This is a genomic window from Ruoffia sp. FAM 20857 (genome assembly GCF_045528645.1).
Classification (GTDB): domain Bacteria; phylum Bacillota; class Bacilli; order Lactobacillales; family Aerococcaceae; genus Ruoffia; species Ruoffia halotolerans.
This window is the reverse complement of sequence record NZ_JBGQRB010000007.1, coordinates 33,927-52,042: the sequence shown is the minus strand read 5'-3', so window position 1 is coordinate 52,042 and position 18,116 is coordinate 33,927. Positions and strand designations below refer to the sequence as shown.

Below are 18,116 nucleotides of genomic sequence, written 5' to 3'. Positions count from 1 at the left end.
AAATTACTGACCTCCTTGCGGATTCTCATAATGATGTAGGAATAAATCTTCTAAAGTTGGCGATTGGCTTTCTAACTTAACTAAATTAAAGTCTGAAAGATGTTGCATAATTGCATTAAGTCTCTGACTTTCAATCTGCATTTGATAATGATTATCGTCCATCTCCACCAAATCATGGATACCTTCTAATTGAGCCAAACCAGGCACTGGCATTTCAGTTTGAATCGTTAATTTACTTCGAGTTAAATGACGCAACTCATCGAGTGTGCCTGACTCGATAATTTGGCCCTTACGAATAATCGACACACTATCACACAGACGTTCCACTTCGGATAAGATATGACTCGATAGGAGCACACTTTTTCCATTTTCCTTTGCTTCAAAGACGAGCTCTTGGAAAAGCCGTTCCATTAATGGATCCAATCCAGAAGTAGGCTCATCTAAGATATAAAAATCCACATCTGCTGCAAAAGCGGCGATTAAAACAACTTTCTGACGGTTTCCTTTTGAATAAGTTCGACTCTTCTTAGTCGGGTCAAGTTCAAAACGCTGAATTAAATCATCCAGACGAGTTTGGTTCACTGGACCTCCATGCATCTTCAGTAACAGATCAATAGTTTGACCCCCAGTGAGGTTTGGCCAAAGATTTGCGTCACCTGGGACATAAGCAATGCGTCTATGAATATCAACGGATTGTTTCCACGCATCTTGGTCAAATACTTTAACTTGCCCCGAATCTGCTTTTAACATACCTAGCAGAACTCGAATTGTCGTTGATTTACCAGCACCATTTGGCCCAATAAAGCCATGGACTTCACCTTTGTTAACATTTAAATTGACTTTATCTAAGGCTGTGAAATTTCCAAAGCTCTTCGTTAAATTTTTTACTTCAATGACTTTTGACATGTTGTCCTCCTTATTTAGAACCGTCAGTAACGTATGCTGGTTTGTAATATACTGTCTTCAATAAATGAATGTAAGCAAAGAATTCATCGTAAAGTGGTGTTAGGTCTGCTGAATTGATTTCTGTAAAATCCGTATCAGAAAATTGTGTCACAAGCTTATTCCGATAACCTTCTATTGACCAATAGATTAGATTCAACGCTTTCTCCGCGTCAATATCCTCACGAAATTTAGTTAAATCAATGTCTTTATTTAATACTTTATCAACTTGCTTTTCAATCGCTAGTTTAGCTTGCGATAAACCTTCATATATAGTTGTGTAGCGGGATATATTTACAAAAATATGACCTAAAAAATCAAAAGTATCCTTAAATCTAGGGTATTCTTGATTTTTTATTTCTGAAAAATGAATAATCCGATCAAAAATATCCGTAATGTCATAATTAACCTTCTGAAAATACATCGTATCAATGCGTTCTAAAGCTAATTCAATTAAATACTTAAACAAATCTTCCTTGTTATTGAAATAATTAAATAAACTCCCCTTACTAATATTCGCTTCCTTAGCAATTCGATTTGTTGAAGCGTCATCAAACCCTTTCTCAGCAAATTCTTTAAAGGCTGCATTTAGAATGCGTTCCTTCTTTGCATCATCAATTCGATTAAATTGCTGACTTTCAAACATATAGCACCTACTTTCTATAGTTGACCACCCTGGTCAACTTATTTGGATTTTAACATTATTGACCAGGGTGGTCAATCACTTTTATTTTCTAAAGCGAATAAATTAGAAAATTTTACCGAAAATATTTTAGTTTTATCAATTTGTATCATTAGGATAGTCCGATTTAATCGCTTTAATATAGATAGTTAAATATTATAAAAGTAGGATCATATGAATAAATTTTCATTCAATATTATCGAAAAATATCTTGAACATAGGTAAATAAAACATAGAGTCTAAACAGCAATGATTACTATTTAGAAAAAAGGTGGAATGAGAAATGAAAAAGTATTATTGATTTCGTTGGCAAGCATAACTTTGGTGGCAATAGCGCCCGGGGGAGAAGCAATGGTTACAGCACAGGAAAGTCAAGTAACAGAGAGCCAAGAAAAAACAACGTCGAACTCTATTGAAGGATTGGCTGAACATTATCATAAGGGGGATGAGATTGAGTTAGTTGCTTCAATTGAGGGAGAGACTGAAGGGTCATGGCAATGGTATATCAAGGATAGTGAAGTATCGGAGTGGGAACCCGTAGCGGGTTTAACAAGTCAGATATTTTCAAGAGAGGCTACGACTAATGGTTTACAAATTAAAGCTGCATTACTAGAAAGTAATGGAGATTTAATTGAAGATTCAGAAGTGGTCGAAGTTGTTATTGATGACCACCATAGTGGGGATGAAGATGGGAATGGGGAACGAATTTATAATGGATTCTTCTATAATGATGAGATAGCTGATCGTGACTTATCTGATTGGGAAGGCGATTGGCAATCGGTCTATCCTTATCTTGAGTCAGGGGATTTGGATGAAGTTTTTGAATCTAAAGCTAGAGAGAACGACACAATGACAGCTCAAGCATACAAAGAATATTACACGACAGGTTATGAAACTGATTTGGATCGAATTGTTATTAATGATGATACGTTTACATTCTACTATGAAGATGAAAATGAAGTAATTGCCCAATATGAATATGATGGTTATGAAGTTTTAACTTATGATCGTGGTAATCGAGGAGTGCGTTTTATCTTCAAAAAAGTAGATGGCCAAGCAGCGGATATGCCAGAGTTTATTCAATTTAGTGACCATAGTATTTCTCCGACAGATTCCGCTCATTTTCATTTATATTGGGGGGATAATCGTGATGAATTGCTTGAGGAGGTTGATCACTGGCCAACATACTATCCTTCTGAACTAGATGCTTCAGGCTTAGTCCACGATATGTTAGCCCACTAAGAGTGCACTTTGTACTGCAGTCCTATTTAGAAAAGGAGATTGTGTATGATATTAAAAAAAGTATAGCAAACACTTGATGGTGATGTTTATTAGCATGTTGATCGTAAATAACCTAGGGATGTCGAAGGTCGCATTTGCTAATGAATCTGAAAAAGAAAAAATAACTGTTGTTACTTCATTTTATCCAATGTATGAATTTGTTAAACAAGTTGGAGGTGATCGAATTAACGTCAGTCAATTGGTGCCAGACAATGCGAGTCCTCATGGCTATGAACCAAGTGCCTATAATATTGTGGCAGTTAATAATGCAGATGTATTTGTTTATAGTAGTGACACAATGGAACATTGGGTTGAATCACTACTTAACAATGTTGACAAAGAAGAGCTTGTAATTGTCCAAGCGAGTGGAAATGGAACAGAACAGCATCATAATCATTCAGAGCAAAATCTCACTGAAGCAGAAGAGGAAGGATATGAGGCAATGGGTGTGGAAATTATTGGCTTATCCGATCATTATCATACTGGCGATGTGATAACACTGCAAGCTAACTCAACGGAAGCCGTGACGGAATGGCGATGACAGGTAAACTATCCAGGGGAAGACTGGCAGAGAGTAGAAGATCAAACGACGGAACTGTTTGAATATGAAGCATCTAATTCCAGCTTTTCGGTTCAAGCATTAGGAATGAATAATGATGATGAAGTACTCATCGAATCAGAAATTTTAAACGTACATATTGATAACCACGATGAGCTGGACCCTCATAGTTGGTTAGACCCTGTCTTAGCAATCGATCAAGTAAATAGAATTCAAGAAGCCTTGATACAAGCAGATCCTGAAGGAGAAAGTGAATATAGAGCGAACGCTGAAGCTTTCAACCAGAAATTACAAACTTTACATGAGGATTATGAGCAAGCTTTTGCTGATGCAAAGAATCGATCATTCGTTGTTCAACACGAAGCGTTCGGTTACTTAGCCGATCGCTATCAACTTGAGCAAATATCTGTTGGTGGATTATCAACTGAGGTCGAGCCAAGCCCAGCACGGATTGGTGAGATAGCTAAAATTATCGACGAAATTGATGCTTCAATCATCTACTACCAACAAGGAGGAAATACTTCTATCGCTCAGACGATTGCTTTGGAAACCGGAGTAGAGGTCGCTCAATTATACGATTTAGAAGTAGCTCCTCAAGACCAGGACTTAGGCTATATTGAAGCTATGCAGGAAAATCTAAAAGCATTGAAGTTAAGTATTCAGTAGAAGACTAATCGAAATATAGATAGCTTCATGATACGGCTCAGTTTAAGAAAAAACGATAAAGTATTTTCCTTATTAGGAGGAATAGTCTAACGGGACCTGTCATGAGATGACCAGTCCCGTTAGTCGTTTAATTTCCCCTGTCATGAGATGACCAGTCCCGTTAGCTGTTCAATTTCCCTTGTCATGAGATGACCAGTCCCGTTAGTCGTTTAATTTCCCCTGTCATGCGATGACCAGTCCCGTTAGCTGTTCAATTTCCCTTGTCATGCGATGACCAGTCCCGTTAGTCGTTTAATTTCCCCTGTCATGCGATGACCAGTCCTGTTAGCGGTTTAATTTCCCCTGTCATGCGATGACCCGTCCCGTTAGCTGTTCAATTTCCCTTGTCATGAGATGACAAATCCCGTTAGCTGACCAATTTCCCTTGTCGTGAGGTTTCATATAATACTCAGTTCAAATTAGATAGATTTATAATCACCCCTTAAATTCATTCACGAATTTAGGGGGTATTTATATAGGGAAAATCAAAAAAACACCTCATAAACCAATCGGTCTACAAGGTGTATCACAACTTTAATTCTTTTTACGTTTTGCTTCTTTAATTAATTTTAACGCGCGTTTGCGAGTTTTGATATTTGGACTTTTTAAGTGACGATAAGCACTTGATGCATTCATTGCTCCCATGGATATTTGCTCCTTTACTTCAATTACCAGCTGGCTTTATGAACACCCGGGATTTGCCCTAGATGTGCATATTTTCTAAAGTTAACTCGTGACATTCCGAATTTTCGCATGTAGCCTCGTGGACGGCCATCGATTTTATCGCGCAGTTTTAAGCGGTTAGGGTTTGAATCAATGGGTAATTTACTTAAACCTTCATAGTCTCCCGCTGCTTTTAACTCACGACGTAGGTCTGCATATTGTTCTACCAGGGCGATTTGTTTTTCGTATTTTGCTTGTTTTGATTTTTTGGCCAAGTATGTAAATCCTCCTTATTTTTTAACTTCTGTGAATAAAGTACGACGTTTTAATTTTGGTGAGTACTTCATTAGTTCTAGTCGATCAGGGTTATTACGGCGATTTTTCGTTGTTAAGTATAAACGCTCGCCAGTTTCTTTGCTTTCCATTAAAATATTAATACGCATTTTGAACTCCTTTTATTTAAAATTGCAAATGGTAATGATTACTATTTAACCATAATATCAGGATTGGTCAAAGATGTCAATTAAAAATCCAATCCTATTAGAAAAACACGTTCTCTACAACATTTCCTCAAACGAATAAATCGTATCAAATGCAACTTGGGATAAAGTGCAGTACAATAAACTTACAAGGAGGCGAAGTTTATGAAAATCACGACAGATATGCTCAATCCAGAATTACGTCAAGTAGGAAAATGGATTCGTCGTTTACAACCTAAGATGAATCAACGAAAAATGAAGAAATTAGGGCGCTTTTCTCAAAAAGCTTTATATGGTAAATACTCAGGACCCAATCGCTTAAGAGAAGTGTGGATTCCACGTAAAGACGGGTCACTGCTTCGATTATGCGTCTTTCGACCCCGTGAACGAATGTCATCAGATAAAGAAATCTTTCTAAATCATTCAGGTAAACAATGGGATGCTTCAATTGATAAAGCACCCGGGCTACTCTGGCTTCATGGTGGTGGCTTCTCACTAGGTGCACCTGAACAGGATGCAAGTCTTATTGATGACTTTATTGAAGTAAGCGGAACCGTTGTCGTTGCACCCGATTACACATTATCTGGCGACGCACCTTATCCTGCAGCTTTAGAAGATGCTTACTTAGCTTTAAAATGGTTAAAAGAACATGCACCCGAATATGGGGTTCGATTGGACCAATTATTTATTGGCGGAAATAGTGCTGGAGGAGGCCTTGCTGCAGCTTTATCCCTATTAGCAAGGGATCGCGGCGAAGTGAATATTGCCTTTCAAATCCCTTTATACCCTATGTTAGATGCAAGTAGACAGACAGCTTCAGCGCAAATAGAGAATAGCCCAGTATGGAACAGCCAATATAATGAAGTTGCTTGGAAGATGTATTTAGGTCCTGATTACCAAGCAGAAAACCTACCTATCTACGCTTCACCAGCACAAGCGACAGATTATTCAAATTTACCGCCAACTTATACACATGTTGGAACAATGGAGCCTTTCTTCGATGAAACAGTCAGCTATATTAGTCATTTACTTGAGGCTGGCGTGCCAGTGCATTTTAAATTATTTGAAGGGGCGTATCATGCCTTTGATATCATTCAACCAAATACGCCAATTGCGAAAGAAGCGCGAGCTCATTTACTTGTGACATTCAAATACGCTGTCGATAATTACTTTTCAAAACAACCCAATTAAAAAATCCGGAGAGGTTTGACTTTAAAATATTAAGTTGCTACAATGCTTGTAATTAAAGCAAAGCAATTATTTTATCACCGGATGAAATAGTAGGCTCTTTTCCTTTTGTGTAGGTCTTAGAAACAAAAGGGAGGGAGTCTTTTTTATTTGAGGAGGAAATGAATTTGGTAGGTCTGAGTAATCAAGCGTCAAGGACGCGAAAGCAGTTTATGCAATATGTATCCTTAGCGATGTTAAGTATGATGGGACAATCGCTGTTTATCTTTGCGGATACATTCTTTATCGCAAATGGTGTCGGTTCACGGGGTATAGCAGCTTTAAATATTGTATTACCAATGGTTAATGTATTTAATGGGATTGGTTGGATGTTTGGAATTGGTGGGGCAACTTTATTTGCGATTGCCCTTGGTAAGAAGCAATTTGCTGATGCGAACCGTTTATTTAATATGACATTTATGTTTACAATTAGTGCTGCAATTGCATTTGCGGCGATGACGAGTCTATTCTCGGAACCCATTTTGCGATTTTTAGGTGCGAATGAAGGGACTTATTCTCTAGCGAAAAGCTATTATGATATATTGATGTTCTTTTCACCGCTGTTTATGGTCAATTTTGTCTTTATTTCATTTTTAAGAAATGATAATAATCCACGTCTTGCGATGATTGCGATGCTAACTGGAGGGCTAGTGAATATCGTATTAGACTATATCTTTATATTCCCTTTACAAATGGAGTTAAAAGGAGCGGCAATTGCGACGGTATTCTCACCAATAACGTCGATTCTAGTAGCAACTTTACATTGGCACAGGATTGATCATCACTTGCACTTTAATAAAGTAAGTATGCAAATTAAGAAACTTAAAGACATTGTGAGTCTAGGCTTTTCTTCATTCTTTAACGAGTTTTCTTCGGCCGTCGTGATGTTTTTATTCAATATTGTCTTATTAAGATTGGTTGGAAATATTGCTGTATCAGCCTATGCAATTATTGCCAAGATTAATATTATAGTAATTGCTTTATTTACAGGCTTAGGTCAAGGTTTTCAACCACTAGCAAGTAAGTTCTTAGGGCAAGGAAATTCGAAAGAATTAAAACATGTGTTAAAACTTGCGCTCATTGCGGCGGTATTCCTTAGTTTAATTATTTTTGGGATAGGTTTCTTTTTCCCAGACGGGTTAGTAGCAATTTTTAATAGTGAACAAAATCAAGAGATGGCACTGATTGCGCTTCAAGGGATTCCATTATACTTTATGTCATTCTTATTTACGGGAATGAATTTTATTGTGATTTATTATTTGGCAGCGATCAATCAAGCGAGATCTTCGCTTATCTTATCGGCACTGCGTGGTTTTATTTTAATCATTCCGGTGCTACTTGTGATGGCCTTGTGGTTTGACCTCATCGGTGTGTGGCTCACGATGATGATTGTTGAAGTTATGACATTTATATTCGCATTATATATTTTACGTAAGTCACTCAGCAGACTAGCGTAAGTAAAAACCCCCATCAACTGAATGATGGGGGTTTGTTGTTTAAATTATTTAATTAATTGAACTTGTACTTCTGAATCGATATATTCTTTCTCGCCAGCACCTTGTTCAACTGAACCAAATGGCATTTGAGCCACTAATTCGTATGATTCTGGTAGGGCGAATAGTTCACGGATTGCTTTATCAAATCCTTGTTCGTAGCCTACGTTAAAGTGTTGTAGTGATCCACCTAAGTTCATTTCAGCTAGTGCTAACCAAGTAGCGTATTGTGAGTTAGCTGAGTTGTTTTCTTTATATGCTTCAGTACGTTGACCTTGAGTAGGCATTTTAGCCACTGCATCGCGGTCTTCGAAGAATAATACTGTACCGATACCGTTTTTAGCACCTTCCATAATTGGTGACATGAAGTCCCAAGTTGCTTGGTCTAAAACTTCTTTTTGAACATCTAAGATTAAGTTCCAAAGTTTAGTGTTTGCTTCACCAGTTAAAACAACTAAACGTGATGTTTGGCTGTTGAAAGCTGAAGGAACATCTTTTTGAGTTTCACGGATTGTAGCTACGATGTCTTCGATTGAATACTCGCTGTTTGTACCTAAAGCGTAGATTGAGCGACGGTTTTTGATTACATGTTTAAATTCTGCCATAATAATTAAATTCTCCTCTATTTCTAAATAATTAACTTACTGTTTATATTATAAAGGGTGTTTGAATGAATGTAAACCTCTAATTCGAGATAATAGACACAAAGGCGAAATTGTCGATTAATTCGTAAATTTTATTCCGTAATGAGGGGAATATTTGGATAATGTTCCCTGATTAATTCTAGAACTTTCTTAGTCCGCATGTTTTTATTCGTAATATTCATAATCATCGCACCATCTTCACCTTCGATGACGATTTCTTCAGTATGATCATTTCCGCGTTTTCTTCGAATAAAGCGAGAACGATAGACAAAACGATGAATACGACTAACATCATAAGTCTCCTTGTGATATTGAATTGTATCCTCACTAGCCGTGATATACGTTGCGTTGACGATTGAATAAATCGAGTAACCCAAAAGAATGAGTCCAATAATTAAAAAAATCAGGGGGATAAACGCAATAATACTTAACTGATTATCAAAGTTGTCTTGGCCGAGCATCGGGAAAAGGACAAGAGAAAATGTGGCTCCATACCAAGTAAAGACTAAGCCGATGATTAAGAAAATAGCTGTAGCTAATTTCCCTCTTTTGATTTTAAAGTAAGTTTCCATTATGAGCACCTCTTTCAATTAGCTTTATTAAAGTATAAAGCTAATCTAAGTAGACTGCTATTGATATGGATAAATGTGCAATTATTCAGTTAAAATGAGTTAAGAAATAGGCCAGCAACATGCATGCGCACCTCACTGGCCTGATAATTTAAAGATTATTAATACTCTGCATTATGATAAACATCAGTGACATCATCGTCATCTTCAATAATATCGATCATAGCTTCGAAATCTTCTACAAGTGCCTCATCAAGTGGCACAGAAATATTTGGTTTCATCGTTAATTCAGATTGAGCTAAAGTGTAGTTTTCAGCTAAAGCATCACGAACAGCAGTAAAATCAGTTGGAGCTGTGTAAACTTCAACAACATCTTCTGACATTTCCATATCTTCGGCTCCCGCTTCAAGAATATTCATCATTAAAGTATCTTCGTCGTCTTCTAAACCTTCACGTTCAATTGCAATATAACCTTTACGTTCAAATTGAAAAGCGACAGAACCTTTCTCACCTAAATTACCACCATTATGATTAAAAGCTGTACGGATATTAGTTCCTGTACGGTTATGGTTATCTGTTAGTCCATAAACTAAGACACCAATTCCGCCCGGTCCATAACCTTCATAAACAACTTCATCATAGTTTGCGCCATCAGCTGAATCCGTTGCGCGCTTAATTGCTCGCTCAACGTTATCATTTGGCATATTCGCACTTTTTGCTTTATCAAGTACGAGACGCAGTGAAGGATTCATATCTGGATCGCCGCCGTTTTTTGCAGCTACATAAATTTCACGGGATAGCTTTTGGAAGATTTTACCTTTTTTAGAATCTTGTGCATTTTTTCGTTTTTGTATATTTTTCCATTTTGAATGCCCAGCCATCTAATCACTCCTTTTGTTAGTATCATCTAAGTAATCATATAATGAAACCACCTAATTGTAAAATAACTACCTAGTACAAAGGAGTATTTCCTTAAATTTAAAGCATATAACAATCTTTTTATCTATTCACTTGTTACAATGAAGATAAGAATATTCAATATGAGAGGACGATTTATATATGGAATTAGGCGTACACGATTTAGTTACATTAAATGACGGAGAAACCCCTGAGGCAGCATTTGAGCGAACAAAGCGCTTTGTTCAAGAGATAGAAAAGTTAAATTACAAACGCTATTGGTTTGCAGAACATCATAACTCACCGACCCACGCAAGTTCATCGCCAGAATTATTAGCAGCTTATATGTCTGCGGTGACATCAAAAATCCGCTTAGGTACGGGTGGAACAATGATTATGCACTACTCACCATTGAAAATAGCAGAAAACTTCAAAACTTTAACAGCATTAGCTCCCGACCGCATTGATATTGGACTCGGACGTGCACCTGGAAGTGGTCCGAATGAAATTGTTGCACTGGCACAAGGAAAGCCTAACTCTTTCGATGATCAATACGACAAGATTGAAATCATTCTGGATTACTTATCAGACCAACAGGCAGATGGCTATTATGGAAGAACGAACGCGATGCCACAAGGAACATTAACTTTAACACAACCATGGATGTTAGGATCTTCTGGTCAATCTGCAAGTAAAGCGGGAGAAATGGGTTTAGGCTATAGTTTTGCGAAATTTTTTGGTTTAGAAACAGACCCTGAAGTATTCAAACAATACCGCAATGAGTTTCAAGCTAGCCGTTTCTTTGAAAAATCATCTGTGATGGTCAGTTACTTAATTGTCGTGGCTGATACACAAGAAGAAGCTGATTACTTGGCTAAACCTATGGAACTATCACAATTGGCCTTGTCACGCGGACGTATGATTAAAAATGTCAGTCCCGAAGAGCTGAAAGATTATAAATATTCTGAACAAGAATTAAATTTCTTAAATAATCATTATGATAAACGCTTCATAATTAAAGGAACACCTGAGAAAGTTCAATCTATCTTAGAGGAAGAACAACAATTATTATGTATCGATGAATTAATGGTTTATGCACCAATTCATGGTGAGGAAGAACGCTTAAATTCATACAAACACCTCGCGAAAATGTTCAATAAAATATAAAGCAATCCCTAAAGGAGGAATCCGATTTTAATGAATCAAGAATATGAAAGACTATTTCAAGCTGTAAACCTTCCTAATGGCAGTCAGCTTTCATCGCGATTTGCGATGGCACCAATGGTGGCAGCAGGGTCAACTTACGACGGCTTTGTCGGTGAAGATGATCTAAAATATTTTGAACGTCGCAGTCAAACAGGAGCCTTATTATTAACAGGAGCAGCGAATGTAGGACCATTTGGTAATGCTTTTGGTTATGGTTTAGGCATCCAATCAGATGCGCACATAACTGGTATGAAGAAATTAGCCAGCACCATGAAGGCACAAGGTGCAAAAGCAATGCTTCAGATTTTTCATCCAGGTCGCCAAGCTAAGTATTCCTATCAAGATGAAGAAAAAGTGTATGGGCCTAGTACAAAAGACTTTGTTTTCTTAGATTATCCAGTCACTGGTATGACAAACGAAGAAGTTTATGAATTTGTACAGTACTTTGCAGATGCTACTAAACGTGCGATCGAAGCAGGTTTTGATGGTGTTGAAATTCATGGGGCGAATCATTATTTAATTCAACAATTCTTCTCAGAATTATCGAACGAACGTGAGGATGAGTGGGGCGGAAGTCGAGAGAAACGAGCAGCCTTTCCTTTAGCTGTAGTTAAAGCCGTTCAAAAAGTAGCAAATGAACACGCTAAAGATGATTTCATCATAGGTTACCGTATAAGTCCGGAAGAAATTCATGGCGAGATCGTCGGCTATAACCTTGATGACGCTTTATATTTAATTGACCAAGTAGCTGATTTGGGTGTGGATTATATTCATGTGTCTCAATTTGGACCTACCGGCTTTAAAAACAAAGCCCGGCTCGGTGAGCATAAAGGTGAAGTAATTAATGAAGTTATCCGCGAATTATTGGCCGATCGCACATTACTTGTTGGCGCTGGGGATTTAACAAGTCCTGATAAGTTGTTAGAAGCACTAAATTATGTAGATATTCTTGCGATGGGATCAGCAGCGATTGTCGAACCAGATTTAATGCAGAAATTAAAAGCAGGCGCGGAGGATTCTATTTCTTTACATGTTGAAGACGTTTCTGACTTAGCCTTGCCGGAGCGATTTTATTTAATGGCTGGGGCATTGAGAGGGAACGGATCCGTTCCCAAAGAAACGATCGAACAAATTGAAAAGTAAGATTTGACTCCTGGGTAATGATCGAAGTGTGTCTGAATTTATTATGTTAGAAATTAATTTAGTACACGAATGAAATCCGACTATATCGTGTTGTCCGTGATTATAGGATTAGTATAAAATTACAAAAAAGCACTCAACCCGGGTTGAGTGCTTTTGCTATATCTATGCTTTCTTTTCTTTATAAGACGTTTCGAAGACTTTAAGCTGTTCAAGCAGAGTTTTTAAATTAGCCATACTTGAAACATAACTGATTCTAAAGTGCCCGCGACCTGCCTCACCAAATATTTGAGCAGGTGTGACAGCGATTTTAACTTCATGGGCTAAATCTAGACAGAATTGGTAATCGTCACCTTCATACCAAACTGGGATTTTACTGAAAAGATAAAAAGCACCTTCAGGAATAATGAAGTCATATTCTAATTCTCTTAACCCTTCGATAAGAAAATCACGGCGTGCTTGATAATCTTCTAACATGCGTTGGATTTCGGCATCGGTATTGTCGTAAGCTTCGATACTAGCGTATTGAACTTGAGTACTAATCGCTGTCAGAACTGACTGATGTAGTGGGTAGATTGAGTTAATTAATTCTGAAGGTCCGGCTAAGAAAGCAGAGCGCCAGCCAGTCATTGCATGAGATTTTGACGTTCCATTAATCAACAAAGTCAATTCAGGTATAAATTTTGCCATCGACGTATGTTTAGACCCGTAACTAAATTCAGAATACACTTCATCTGAGATGACATAAATTTGCTGCTCTTTAATGACTTCAGCTAAGGCTTTAATCTCATCGTGAGTATAAGTAACTCCCGTAGGATTTGTCGGGTGATTTAAAAGCAGTGCTTTTGTCTTATCAGTGATGCTTTCTTTTAATAATTGAGGTGTTAACTTAAATTGAGTTGAACTAACATCAATGGCAACAGCTTTTGCGCCCGATAAAGAAATTTGAGTATTATATATAACATAATTAGGATCAACGACCAACACTTCGTCTCCTTGATTAACTAAGCCAGTCACCGCCAGGTATAAAGCTTGGGTTGCGCCCGCTGTGACGATGATTTGATTATCTGGAGAATAATCCAAATCATATTTACGTTTCAAGTAACGCTGAATCGCTTCACGCAGCTCATACACCCCTCGAGAATGGGCATAGAAACTTTGATCAGCATTGATTGATTTGATTGCCGCTTGTTTAATATTTTCTGGTGTCGGAAAATCCGGTTCACCAACATTGAAAAATAACAAATCTTCAATGTGACTGATTTGGTCGTTAAAAAGACGGATGAGATTCTCCGACGTGTTTAGTAAGTGTTTATTAATGTTTTTATAATCCATTCTCATCAACTCCTCTAATAATATGCTTAAGTCTAACATATTTTTTAATAAAATGTTTGACAAAGTAAAATTTGTATACTATTATAGTCTCAACAGATAAATAAAACGCTTTGATGTGGAAAGTAAATCAATCAAACTTTTTAGAGAGCTCACGCTTGGTGAAAGTGAGTAAGTGACGATTGGTTGAAAATGGCTACTGAGCGGTCATTCTGAATGCGTAACGCAATAAGGATGAACGGATGCACCCGTTAGAGATGCCACAGTATATGGTTATTGTACATTAAACACATGTACTGGTAGAGGTTATTTCAGTGATGAAATGACAAATTAAGGTGGTAACACGAAGTTTATACTCTCGTCCTTTTCATAGGATGGGAGTTTTTTTTGTAGTTAATTTTTTGTCACAAGTCATATTTATGTCAAATAATAGACTAGTCAATATATTTTTAAATAAGGAGTGGTTGAAATGAGAAAATGGTTAAAAAGATTAAGTGTAGTCGGATTAGCAGCAAGTTTATTAGTAGGTGCAAGTGTTCCAGTACAAGCACAAAGTGAATTTGAAGGTGAAGAAGTATCAGTTGGGATTGTTCCTGGGCCTTCAGAAGAAGTCTGGAATGTCGTTGTTGAGAAGGCAGAAGCCGATGGAATCACGGTCGATTTAGTTTTATTCAGTGACTATGTTCAACCAAACATTGCATTACAAGACGGTTCGCTAGACTTAAATGCCTTCCAACACGTTGCCTTTTTAGATGACTGGAATGAAGCAAATGACGGAAGTCTAACTGGCATTGGTTATACCTTTGTTTCGCCAATGGGTGCTTACTCTGAAAACATTGAATCTTTAGATGACTTACAAGAAGGCGATACAATTGCTATTCCAAATGATCCAACCAATGGTGGACGTGCTTTACTTGGCTTAGAACTAGCCGGTGTCATTGAAGTAGATGATGAAGTTGGACCTTTAGCAACAGTCAATGATATTACAGATAACCCATTAAACTTGGAATTTGAAGAATTAGATGCAGCTCAATTAGCTTTATCGTTACCAGATGTTGCAGCAGCGTTCATCAACTTAAACTTCGCAACAGATGCGGGACTGAGCTTAGATGAAGCCATTTTCGTTGACGCGGATTATCCAGAAGAATTAAATGAAGCTTACCGAAATGTCATTGCAGCTCTTGAAGAAAACCAAGACAACGCCCTATATTTACAAATCGTTGAGTACTATCAAACAGAAGAGGTCGCTCAAGCTTTATATGACACAACTAACAATGGTGACAAACCAGCCTGGGAAAATGCGCCAGTGATTGGAGAAAATGCTGAAGACGCAAGCAGCGAAGAAACAAGTCAAGAAGAAAGTAGTGAAGAGTCAACGGAAGAAGATGCTGAATAGTCAAAGATAAAAGGAGGAAAGTGCTATGTTAAAATTACTTAAGAAGTTAGGAAAAGTTGCCCTGACAAGTTCACTCATTCTAGCGCCAGCTACTCAAGTGGCATTTGCACAAGAAAGTTCGGGAGAATTTGAAGGTGAGAAAGTCAATGTAGGTGTTGTTGGAGATAATGGTGCAGAAGTTTGGGGCTATGTTGCCGACAAAGCTTTAGAGCAAGAAGGTATCGAGATTGATGTGACACTTTTAACTGATTATAACCAACCGAACGAAGCTTTAGCAAATGGCTCTCTAGATTTAAACGCCTTTCAACACGTTGCCTTTTTAGAAAACTGGAACGAAGCAAATGACGAAGATCTAGTAAACTTAGGCTTTACATTAGTTACACCCATGGGCTTATACTCAGACAAAATTACATCAGTTGAAGAAATTGTAGATGGCGACAGTATCGCAGTTCCTAATGACCCAACAAACGGCGGGCGTGCTTTACTTGCCTTAGAAATCGCTGGATTAATCGAAGTGGATGACGCTGTAGGCGTATTACCAACGATTGATGATATTACTGAGAACCCATTAAATCTAGAAATTATCGAGTTAGATGCAGCTCAAATTCCACAATCATTACCAGATGTTGCAGCAGCGATTATTAACACAGGTCATGCAGAAGACGCAGGTTTATCTGTAACAGAAGATGCTATCTTCGTAGATACAGATACACCAGAAGAGTTAAGTGATACTTACCGTAATATCATTGCGGCACGTTCTGAAGATGCTGAAAGTCCATTACTATTAAAAATCGTAGAACTATACCAAACGGCTGACGTAGCAGAAGTGATTATTGAATCAAGTAACGGTGGAAGTATTCCAGCATGGGAAGGCTATGAGCCAGCTGAAAGTACAGATGGATCAGAAGAGTCAACTGAAGAATCAAGCGAAGAATCAACAGAAGAAGATACTGAATAAACATAAAAAAGGAGAGATTTATCATGAAAAAATTCTTAAAATCATTAGGTGTATTATCATTAGCGGGTAGTGTTTTAGTTGGAGCAACTTCAGCAGTTCAAGCTCAAGGTGAATTTGAAGGCGAAACAGTAACCGTTGGTGTCGTAAGTGAAGCAGAAGAACAGGTTTGGGAATTTGTTTCAGAACAGGCCCTAGAACAAGAAGGTATTGAACTTGAATTAGTATTATTTACAGATTATGTTCAACCAAACGTTGCTTTACAAGACGGATCAACAGATTTAAATGCTTTCCAACACGTGGCTTTCTTAAACGAATGGAATGAAGCAAATGATGGTAATCTTGAAGCCTTAGGTTTCTCATACGTTACACCCTTAGGAGTATATTCTGAATCAATTACGTCGATTGAAGAAATTCCAGAAGACGCAGTAATTGCAATTCCTAATGACCCAACAAACGGTGGTCGTGCATTATTAGGCTTAGAATTAGCCGGCTTAATTGAAGTGGATGATGAAGCAGGAATCTTACCAACAGTTGCGGACGTAACTGATAACCCATTAAATATTCAATTTGAAGAATTAGAAGCAGCACAAATTGCGCAAGCTTTACCAGATGTGGATGCAGCAGTTATTAACAACACATTTGCTTTAGACGCTGGTTTAAGTGTTGAGGATGCTATTTTCCTAGATGCTGAAAATCCTGCAGACTTACCAGATGATTACAAAAACGTTATCGCAGTAAATGGTGACAACGCAGACAACGAATTATTTGCTAAAGTCGTAGAATTATACCAAACAGACGAAGTCGCTGAAAAATTAGCTGAAGCAAGTAACGGTGGAGATGTTCCAGCATGGACTGAAGAAGGCGAAGAAGAATCAGATTCATCAGAATCAGAAGAAACAACGGAAGAATCAGAAGAGTCAGAAGAATCGGCTGAATAGTCAAACACTTTAAAAGAAACAAACTTAAAGCGTAAGTAAGCTACAATGAAGAAAGTGGTTGTAGACTTTATTTGCGCTTTTTTAATAAAAAATGGAGGTTCGCAATGAAAAAATTATTATATTCATTCTTATCAATCATTACTATCGCAAGCTTTTTACCAATTCAAGCCTCTGCCCAAGGGGAATTTGAAGGTGAGAAAGTAACGATAGGCTTAGCCAGTTCAAATGCTTATGATTATTGGGATGTTGTCGTTGAAAATGCGCTAGAACAAGAAGGCATTGAAATTGAACTTGTGCTATTCTCAGATTACAATCAACCAAATGAAGCCTTACAAAATGGCTCATTAGATTTAAACGCTACGCAAGGGTATCCGTTTCTATTTTCTTGGAATGATGAAAATAATGGAACAATTACACCGATAGGGAATACATTAATTACGCCATTAGGTTTATATTCTGATAAACACACGTCAGTGGAAGATATTCCAGATGGCGGAACGATAGCGATTCCAAACGATCCATCAACTTATGGACGCGCGCTTCAAGCCTTAGAAATTGCTGGGTTAATTGATGTCGATGAGGCGGCGGGCATTTTCCCAGAAGAGAAAGATATTTTAGATAATCCCAAAGATTTACAGTTTGAATTATTAGACCCAGCAATGGCAGCTGTAGTACTGCAAGATGTTGATGCGGCAATTATTAATACTGGTTTTGCTTCAGATGCAGGACTTAAAGTTTCAGATGCGATTTTTGCGGATGCTCATAATTTAGATAATGTGAATCCGATGTACATTAATGTGATTGCAGCCCGTGAAGAAGACAAAGACAACCCATTATATTTAAAAATCGTCGAGTTATTCCAAACAGATGAAATTGCTGAAATTATTAAAGAATCAAGTGACGGTTCATTAATCCCGGTATTCAGAGAATACGACGTTGATATTGAGAATCAAACGGTCACAGAAGTGGCAGAGTAGAAACTTAGTAATAAAGGCAATAGAAAGT

At 37.6% G+C, this 18,116-nt stretch carries 20 protein-coding genes and 1 other annotated feature; of the genes, 11 read left to right on the top strand and 9 right to left on the bottom strand.

Annotated elements, in window-relative coordinates; genetic code table 11:
* Positions 1-3: 3 nt before the first annotated feature.
* Both ACEN4N_RS02905 and ACEN4N_RS02900 read right to left on the bottom strand, forming a co-directional pair.
* A complete protein-coding gene (locus tag ACEN4N_RS02905) occupies positions 4-906 on the bottom strand; it encodes an ATP-binding cassette domain-containing protein (protein ID WP_407093632.1) in 903 nt (300 codons plus the stop codon).
* A gap of 10 nt (positions 907-916) precedes the next feature.
* Positions 917-1,588, bottom strand: a complete 672-nt coding sequence (locus tag ACEN4N_RS02900; RefSeq protein ID WP_407093631.1) for a TetR/AcrR family transcriptional regulator — start codon at positions 1,586-1,588, stop codon at positions 917-919.
* Positions 1,589-1,975: 387 nt separating this feature from the next.
* On the opposite strand from ACEN4N_RS02900, the gene ACEN4N_RS02895 reads away from it, so the two are divergent.
* The 3 genes from ACEN4N_RS02895 to ACEN4N_RS02885 all read left to right on the top strand — a co-directional run bounded on the left by ACEN4N_RS02895 (position 1,976) and on the right by ACEN4N_RS02885 (position 4,130).
* Positions 1,976-2,866, top strand: a complete 891-nt coding sequence (locus ACEN4N_RS02895; protein WP_407093630.1) for a ZinT family metal-binding protein — start codon at positions 1,976-1,978, stop codon at positions 2,864-2,866.
* Between the two features lie 118 nt (positions 2,867-2,984).
* Complete coding sequence (locus tag ACEN4N_RS02890; protein WP_407093629.1) at positions 2,985-3,446, top strand: metal ABC transporter solute-binding protein, Zn/Mn family; 462 nt, start codon at positions 2,985-2,987, stop codon at positions 3,444-3,446.
* A 105-nt stretch (positions 3,447-3,551) separates the two neighbouring features.
* Complete coding sequence (locus tag ACEN4N_RS02885; RefSeq protein WP_407093628.1) at positions 3,552-4,130, top strand: metal ABC transporter solute-binding protein, Zn/Mn family; 579 nt, start codon at positions 3,552-3,554, stop codon at positions 4,128-4,130.
* 573 nt (positions 4,131-4,703) lie between these two features.
* Here ACEN4N_RS02885 and ACEN4N_RS02880 read toward each other — a convergent pair.
* From ACEN4N_RS02880 to rpmG, 3 genes are read right to left on the bottom strand one after another with little or no spacing between them, the layout of a single operon-like run.
* Entirely contained in the window at positions 4,704-4,814 is a 111-nt protein-coding gene (locus ACEN4N_RS02880; RefSeq protein ID WP_171031333.1) for a putative metal homeostasis protein, read from the bottom strand.
* A 23-nt stretch (positions 4,815-4,837) separates the two neighbouring features.
* Positions 4,838-5,107 (bottom strand): 30S ribosomal protein S14, encoded by a 270-nt coding sequence (gene rpsN / locus ACEN4N_RS02875; protein WP_138404918.1) that lies wholly within the window; start codon positions 5,105-5,107, stop codon positions 4,838-4,840.
* Positions 5,108-5,122: 15 nt separating this feature from the next.
* A complete protein-coding gene (rpmG, locus tag ACEN4N_RS02870; RefSeq protein ID WP_338487054.1) occupies positions 5,123-5,275 on the bottom strand; it encodes a 50S ribosomal protein L33 in 153 nt (50 codons plus the stop codon).
* A 201-nt stretch (positions 5,276-5,476) separates the two neighbouring features.
* On the opposite strand from rpmG, the gene ACEN4N_RS02865 reads away from it, so the two are divergent.
* Together ACEN4N_RS02865 and ACEN4N_RS02860 are read left to right on the top strand one after the other, a co-directional pair.
* On the top strand, positions 5,477-6,502 hold the full coding sequence (locus tag ACEN4N_RS02865) for an alpha/beta hydrolase (protein WP_407093627.1): 1,026 nt from the start codon (positions 5,477-5,479) through the stop codon (positions 6,500-6,502).
* A 164-nt stretch (positions 6,503-6,666) separates the two neighbouring features.
* The gene (locus ACEN4N_RS02860; RefSeq protein WP_407093626.1) at positions 6,667-7,995 is read left to right on the top strand and encodes an MATE family efflux transporter; all 1,329 of its coding nucleotides are present in this window, start codon (positions 6,667-6,669) and stop codon (positions 7,993-7,995) included.
* A gap of 44 nt (positions 7,996-8,039) precedes the next feature.
* Here the strand turns inward: ACEN4N_RS02860 and ACEN4N_RS02855 are convergent, their stop codons facing one another.
* From ACEN4N_RS02855 to ACEN4N_RS02845, 3 genes are all read right to left on the bottom strand, one after another.
* Complete coding sequence (locus ACEN4N_RS02855) at positions 8,040-8,636, bottom strand: nitroreductase family protein (protein ID WP_407093625.1); 597 nt, start codon at positions 8,634-8,636, stop codon at positions 8,040-8,042.
* A gap of 131 nt (positions 8,637-8,767) precedes the next feature.
* Entirely contained in the window at positions 8,768-9,247 is a 480-nt protein-coding gene (locus ACEN4N_RS02850) for a hypothetical protein (RefSeq protein ID WP_407093624.1), read from the bottom strand.
* A gap of 158 nt (positions 9,248-9,405) precedes the next feature.
* Complete coding sequence (locus ACEN4N_RS02845) at positions 9,406-10,125, bottom strand: YebC/PmpR family DNA-binding transcriptional regulator (protein ID WP_407089039.1); 720 nt, start codon at positions 10,123-10,125, stop codon at positions 9,406-9,408.
* Between the two features lie 178 nt (positions 10,126-10,303).
* Here ACEN4N_RS02845 and ACEN4N_RS02840 point away from each other — a divergent pair, with 178 nt between their 5' ends.
* Positions 10,304-11,308, top strand: coding sequence for an MsnO8 family LLM class oxidoreductase (locus tag ACEN4N_RS02840; protein ID WP_407093623.1), 1,005 nt, complete (start codon positions 10,304-10,306; stop codon positions 11,306-11,308).
* Positions 11,309-11,338: 30 nt separating this feature from the next.
* Positions 11,339-12,490: an NADH-dependent flavin oxidoreductase gene (locus ACEN4N_RS02835; RefSeq protein WP_407093622.1), complete on the top strand. Its 1,152-nt coding sequence runs from the start codon at positions 11,339-11,341 to the stop codon at positions 12,488-12,490.
* A 162-nt stretch (positions 12,491-12,652) separates the two neighbouring features.
* On the opposite strand, the gene ACEN4N_RS02830 is transcribed toward ACEN4N_RS02835, so the two are convergent.
* Complete coding sequence (locus ACEN4N_RS02830) at positions 12,653-13,822, bottom strand: aminotransferase class I/II-fold pyridoxal phosphate-dependent enzyme (protein WP_407093621.1); 1,170 nt, start codon at positions 13,820-13,822, stop codon at positions 12,653-12,655.
* A gap of 101 nt (positions 13,823-13,923) precedes the next feature.
* Positions 13,924-14,188, top strand: a binding site (T-box leader).
* A 100-nt stretch (positions 14,189-14,288) separates the two neighbouring features.
* On the opposite strand from ACEN4N_RS02830, the gene ACEN4N_RS02825 reads away from it, so the two are divergent.
* The 4 genes from ACEN4N_RS02825 (at position 14,289) to ACEN4N_RS02810 (ending at position 18,088) form a co-directional block, all read left to right on the top strand.
* Entirely contained in the window at positions 14,289-15,215 is a 927-nt protein-coding gene (locus ACEN4N_RS02825) for a MetQ/NlpA family ABC transporter substrate-binding protein (protein ID WP_407093620.1), read from the top strand.
* A 25-nt stretch (positions 15,216-15,240) separates the two neighbouring features.
* Positions 15,241-16,173 carry a MetQ/NlpA family ABC transporter substrate-binding protein gene (locus ACEN4N_RS02820; protein ID WP_407093619.1) on the top strand — a complete coding sequence of 311 codons (933 nt, stop codon included), beginning with the start codon at positions 15,241-15,243 and terminating at the stop codon, positions 16,171-16,173.
* Positions 16,174-16,196: 23 nt separating this feature from the next.
* Complete coding sequence (locus ACEN4N_RS02815; RefSeq protein ID WP_407089050.1) at positions 16,197-17,111, top strand: MetQ/NlpA family ABC transporter substrate-binding protein; 915 nt, start codon at positions 16,197-16,199, stop codon at positions 17,109-17,111.
* Positions 17,112-17,215: 104 nt separating this feature from the next.
* On the top strand, positions 17,216-18,088 hold the full coding sequence (locus ACEN4N_RS02810) for a MetQ/NlpA family ABC transporter substrate-binding protein (RefSeq protein ID WP_407089052.1): 873 nt from the start codon (positions 17,216-17,218) through the stop codon (positions 18,086-18,088).
* Positions 18,089-18,116 lie beyond the last annotated feature (28 nt).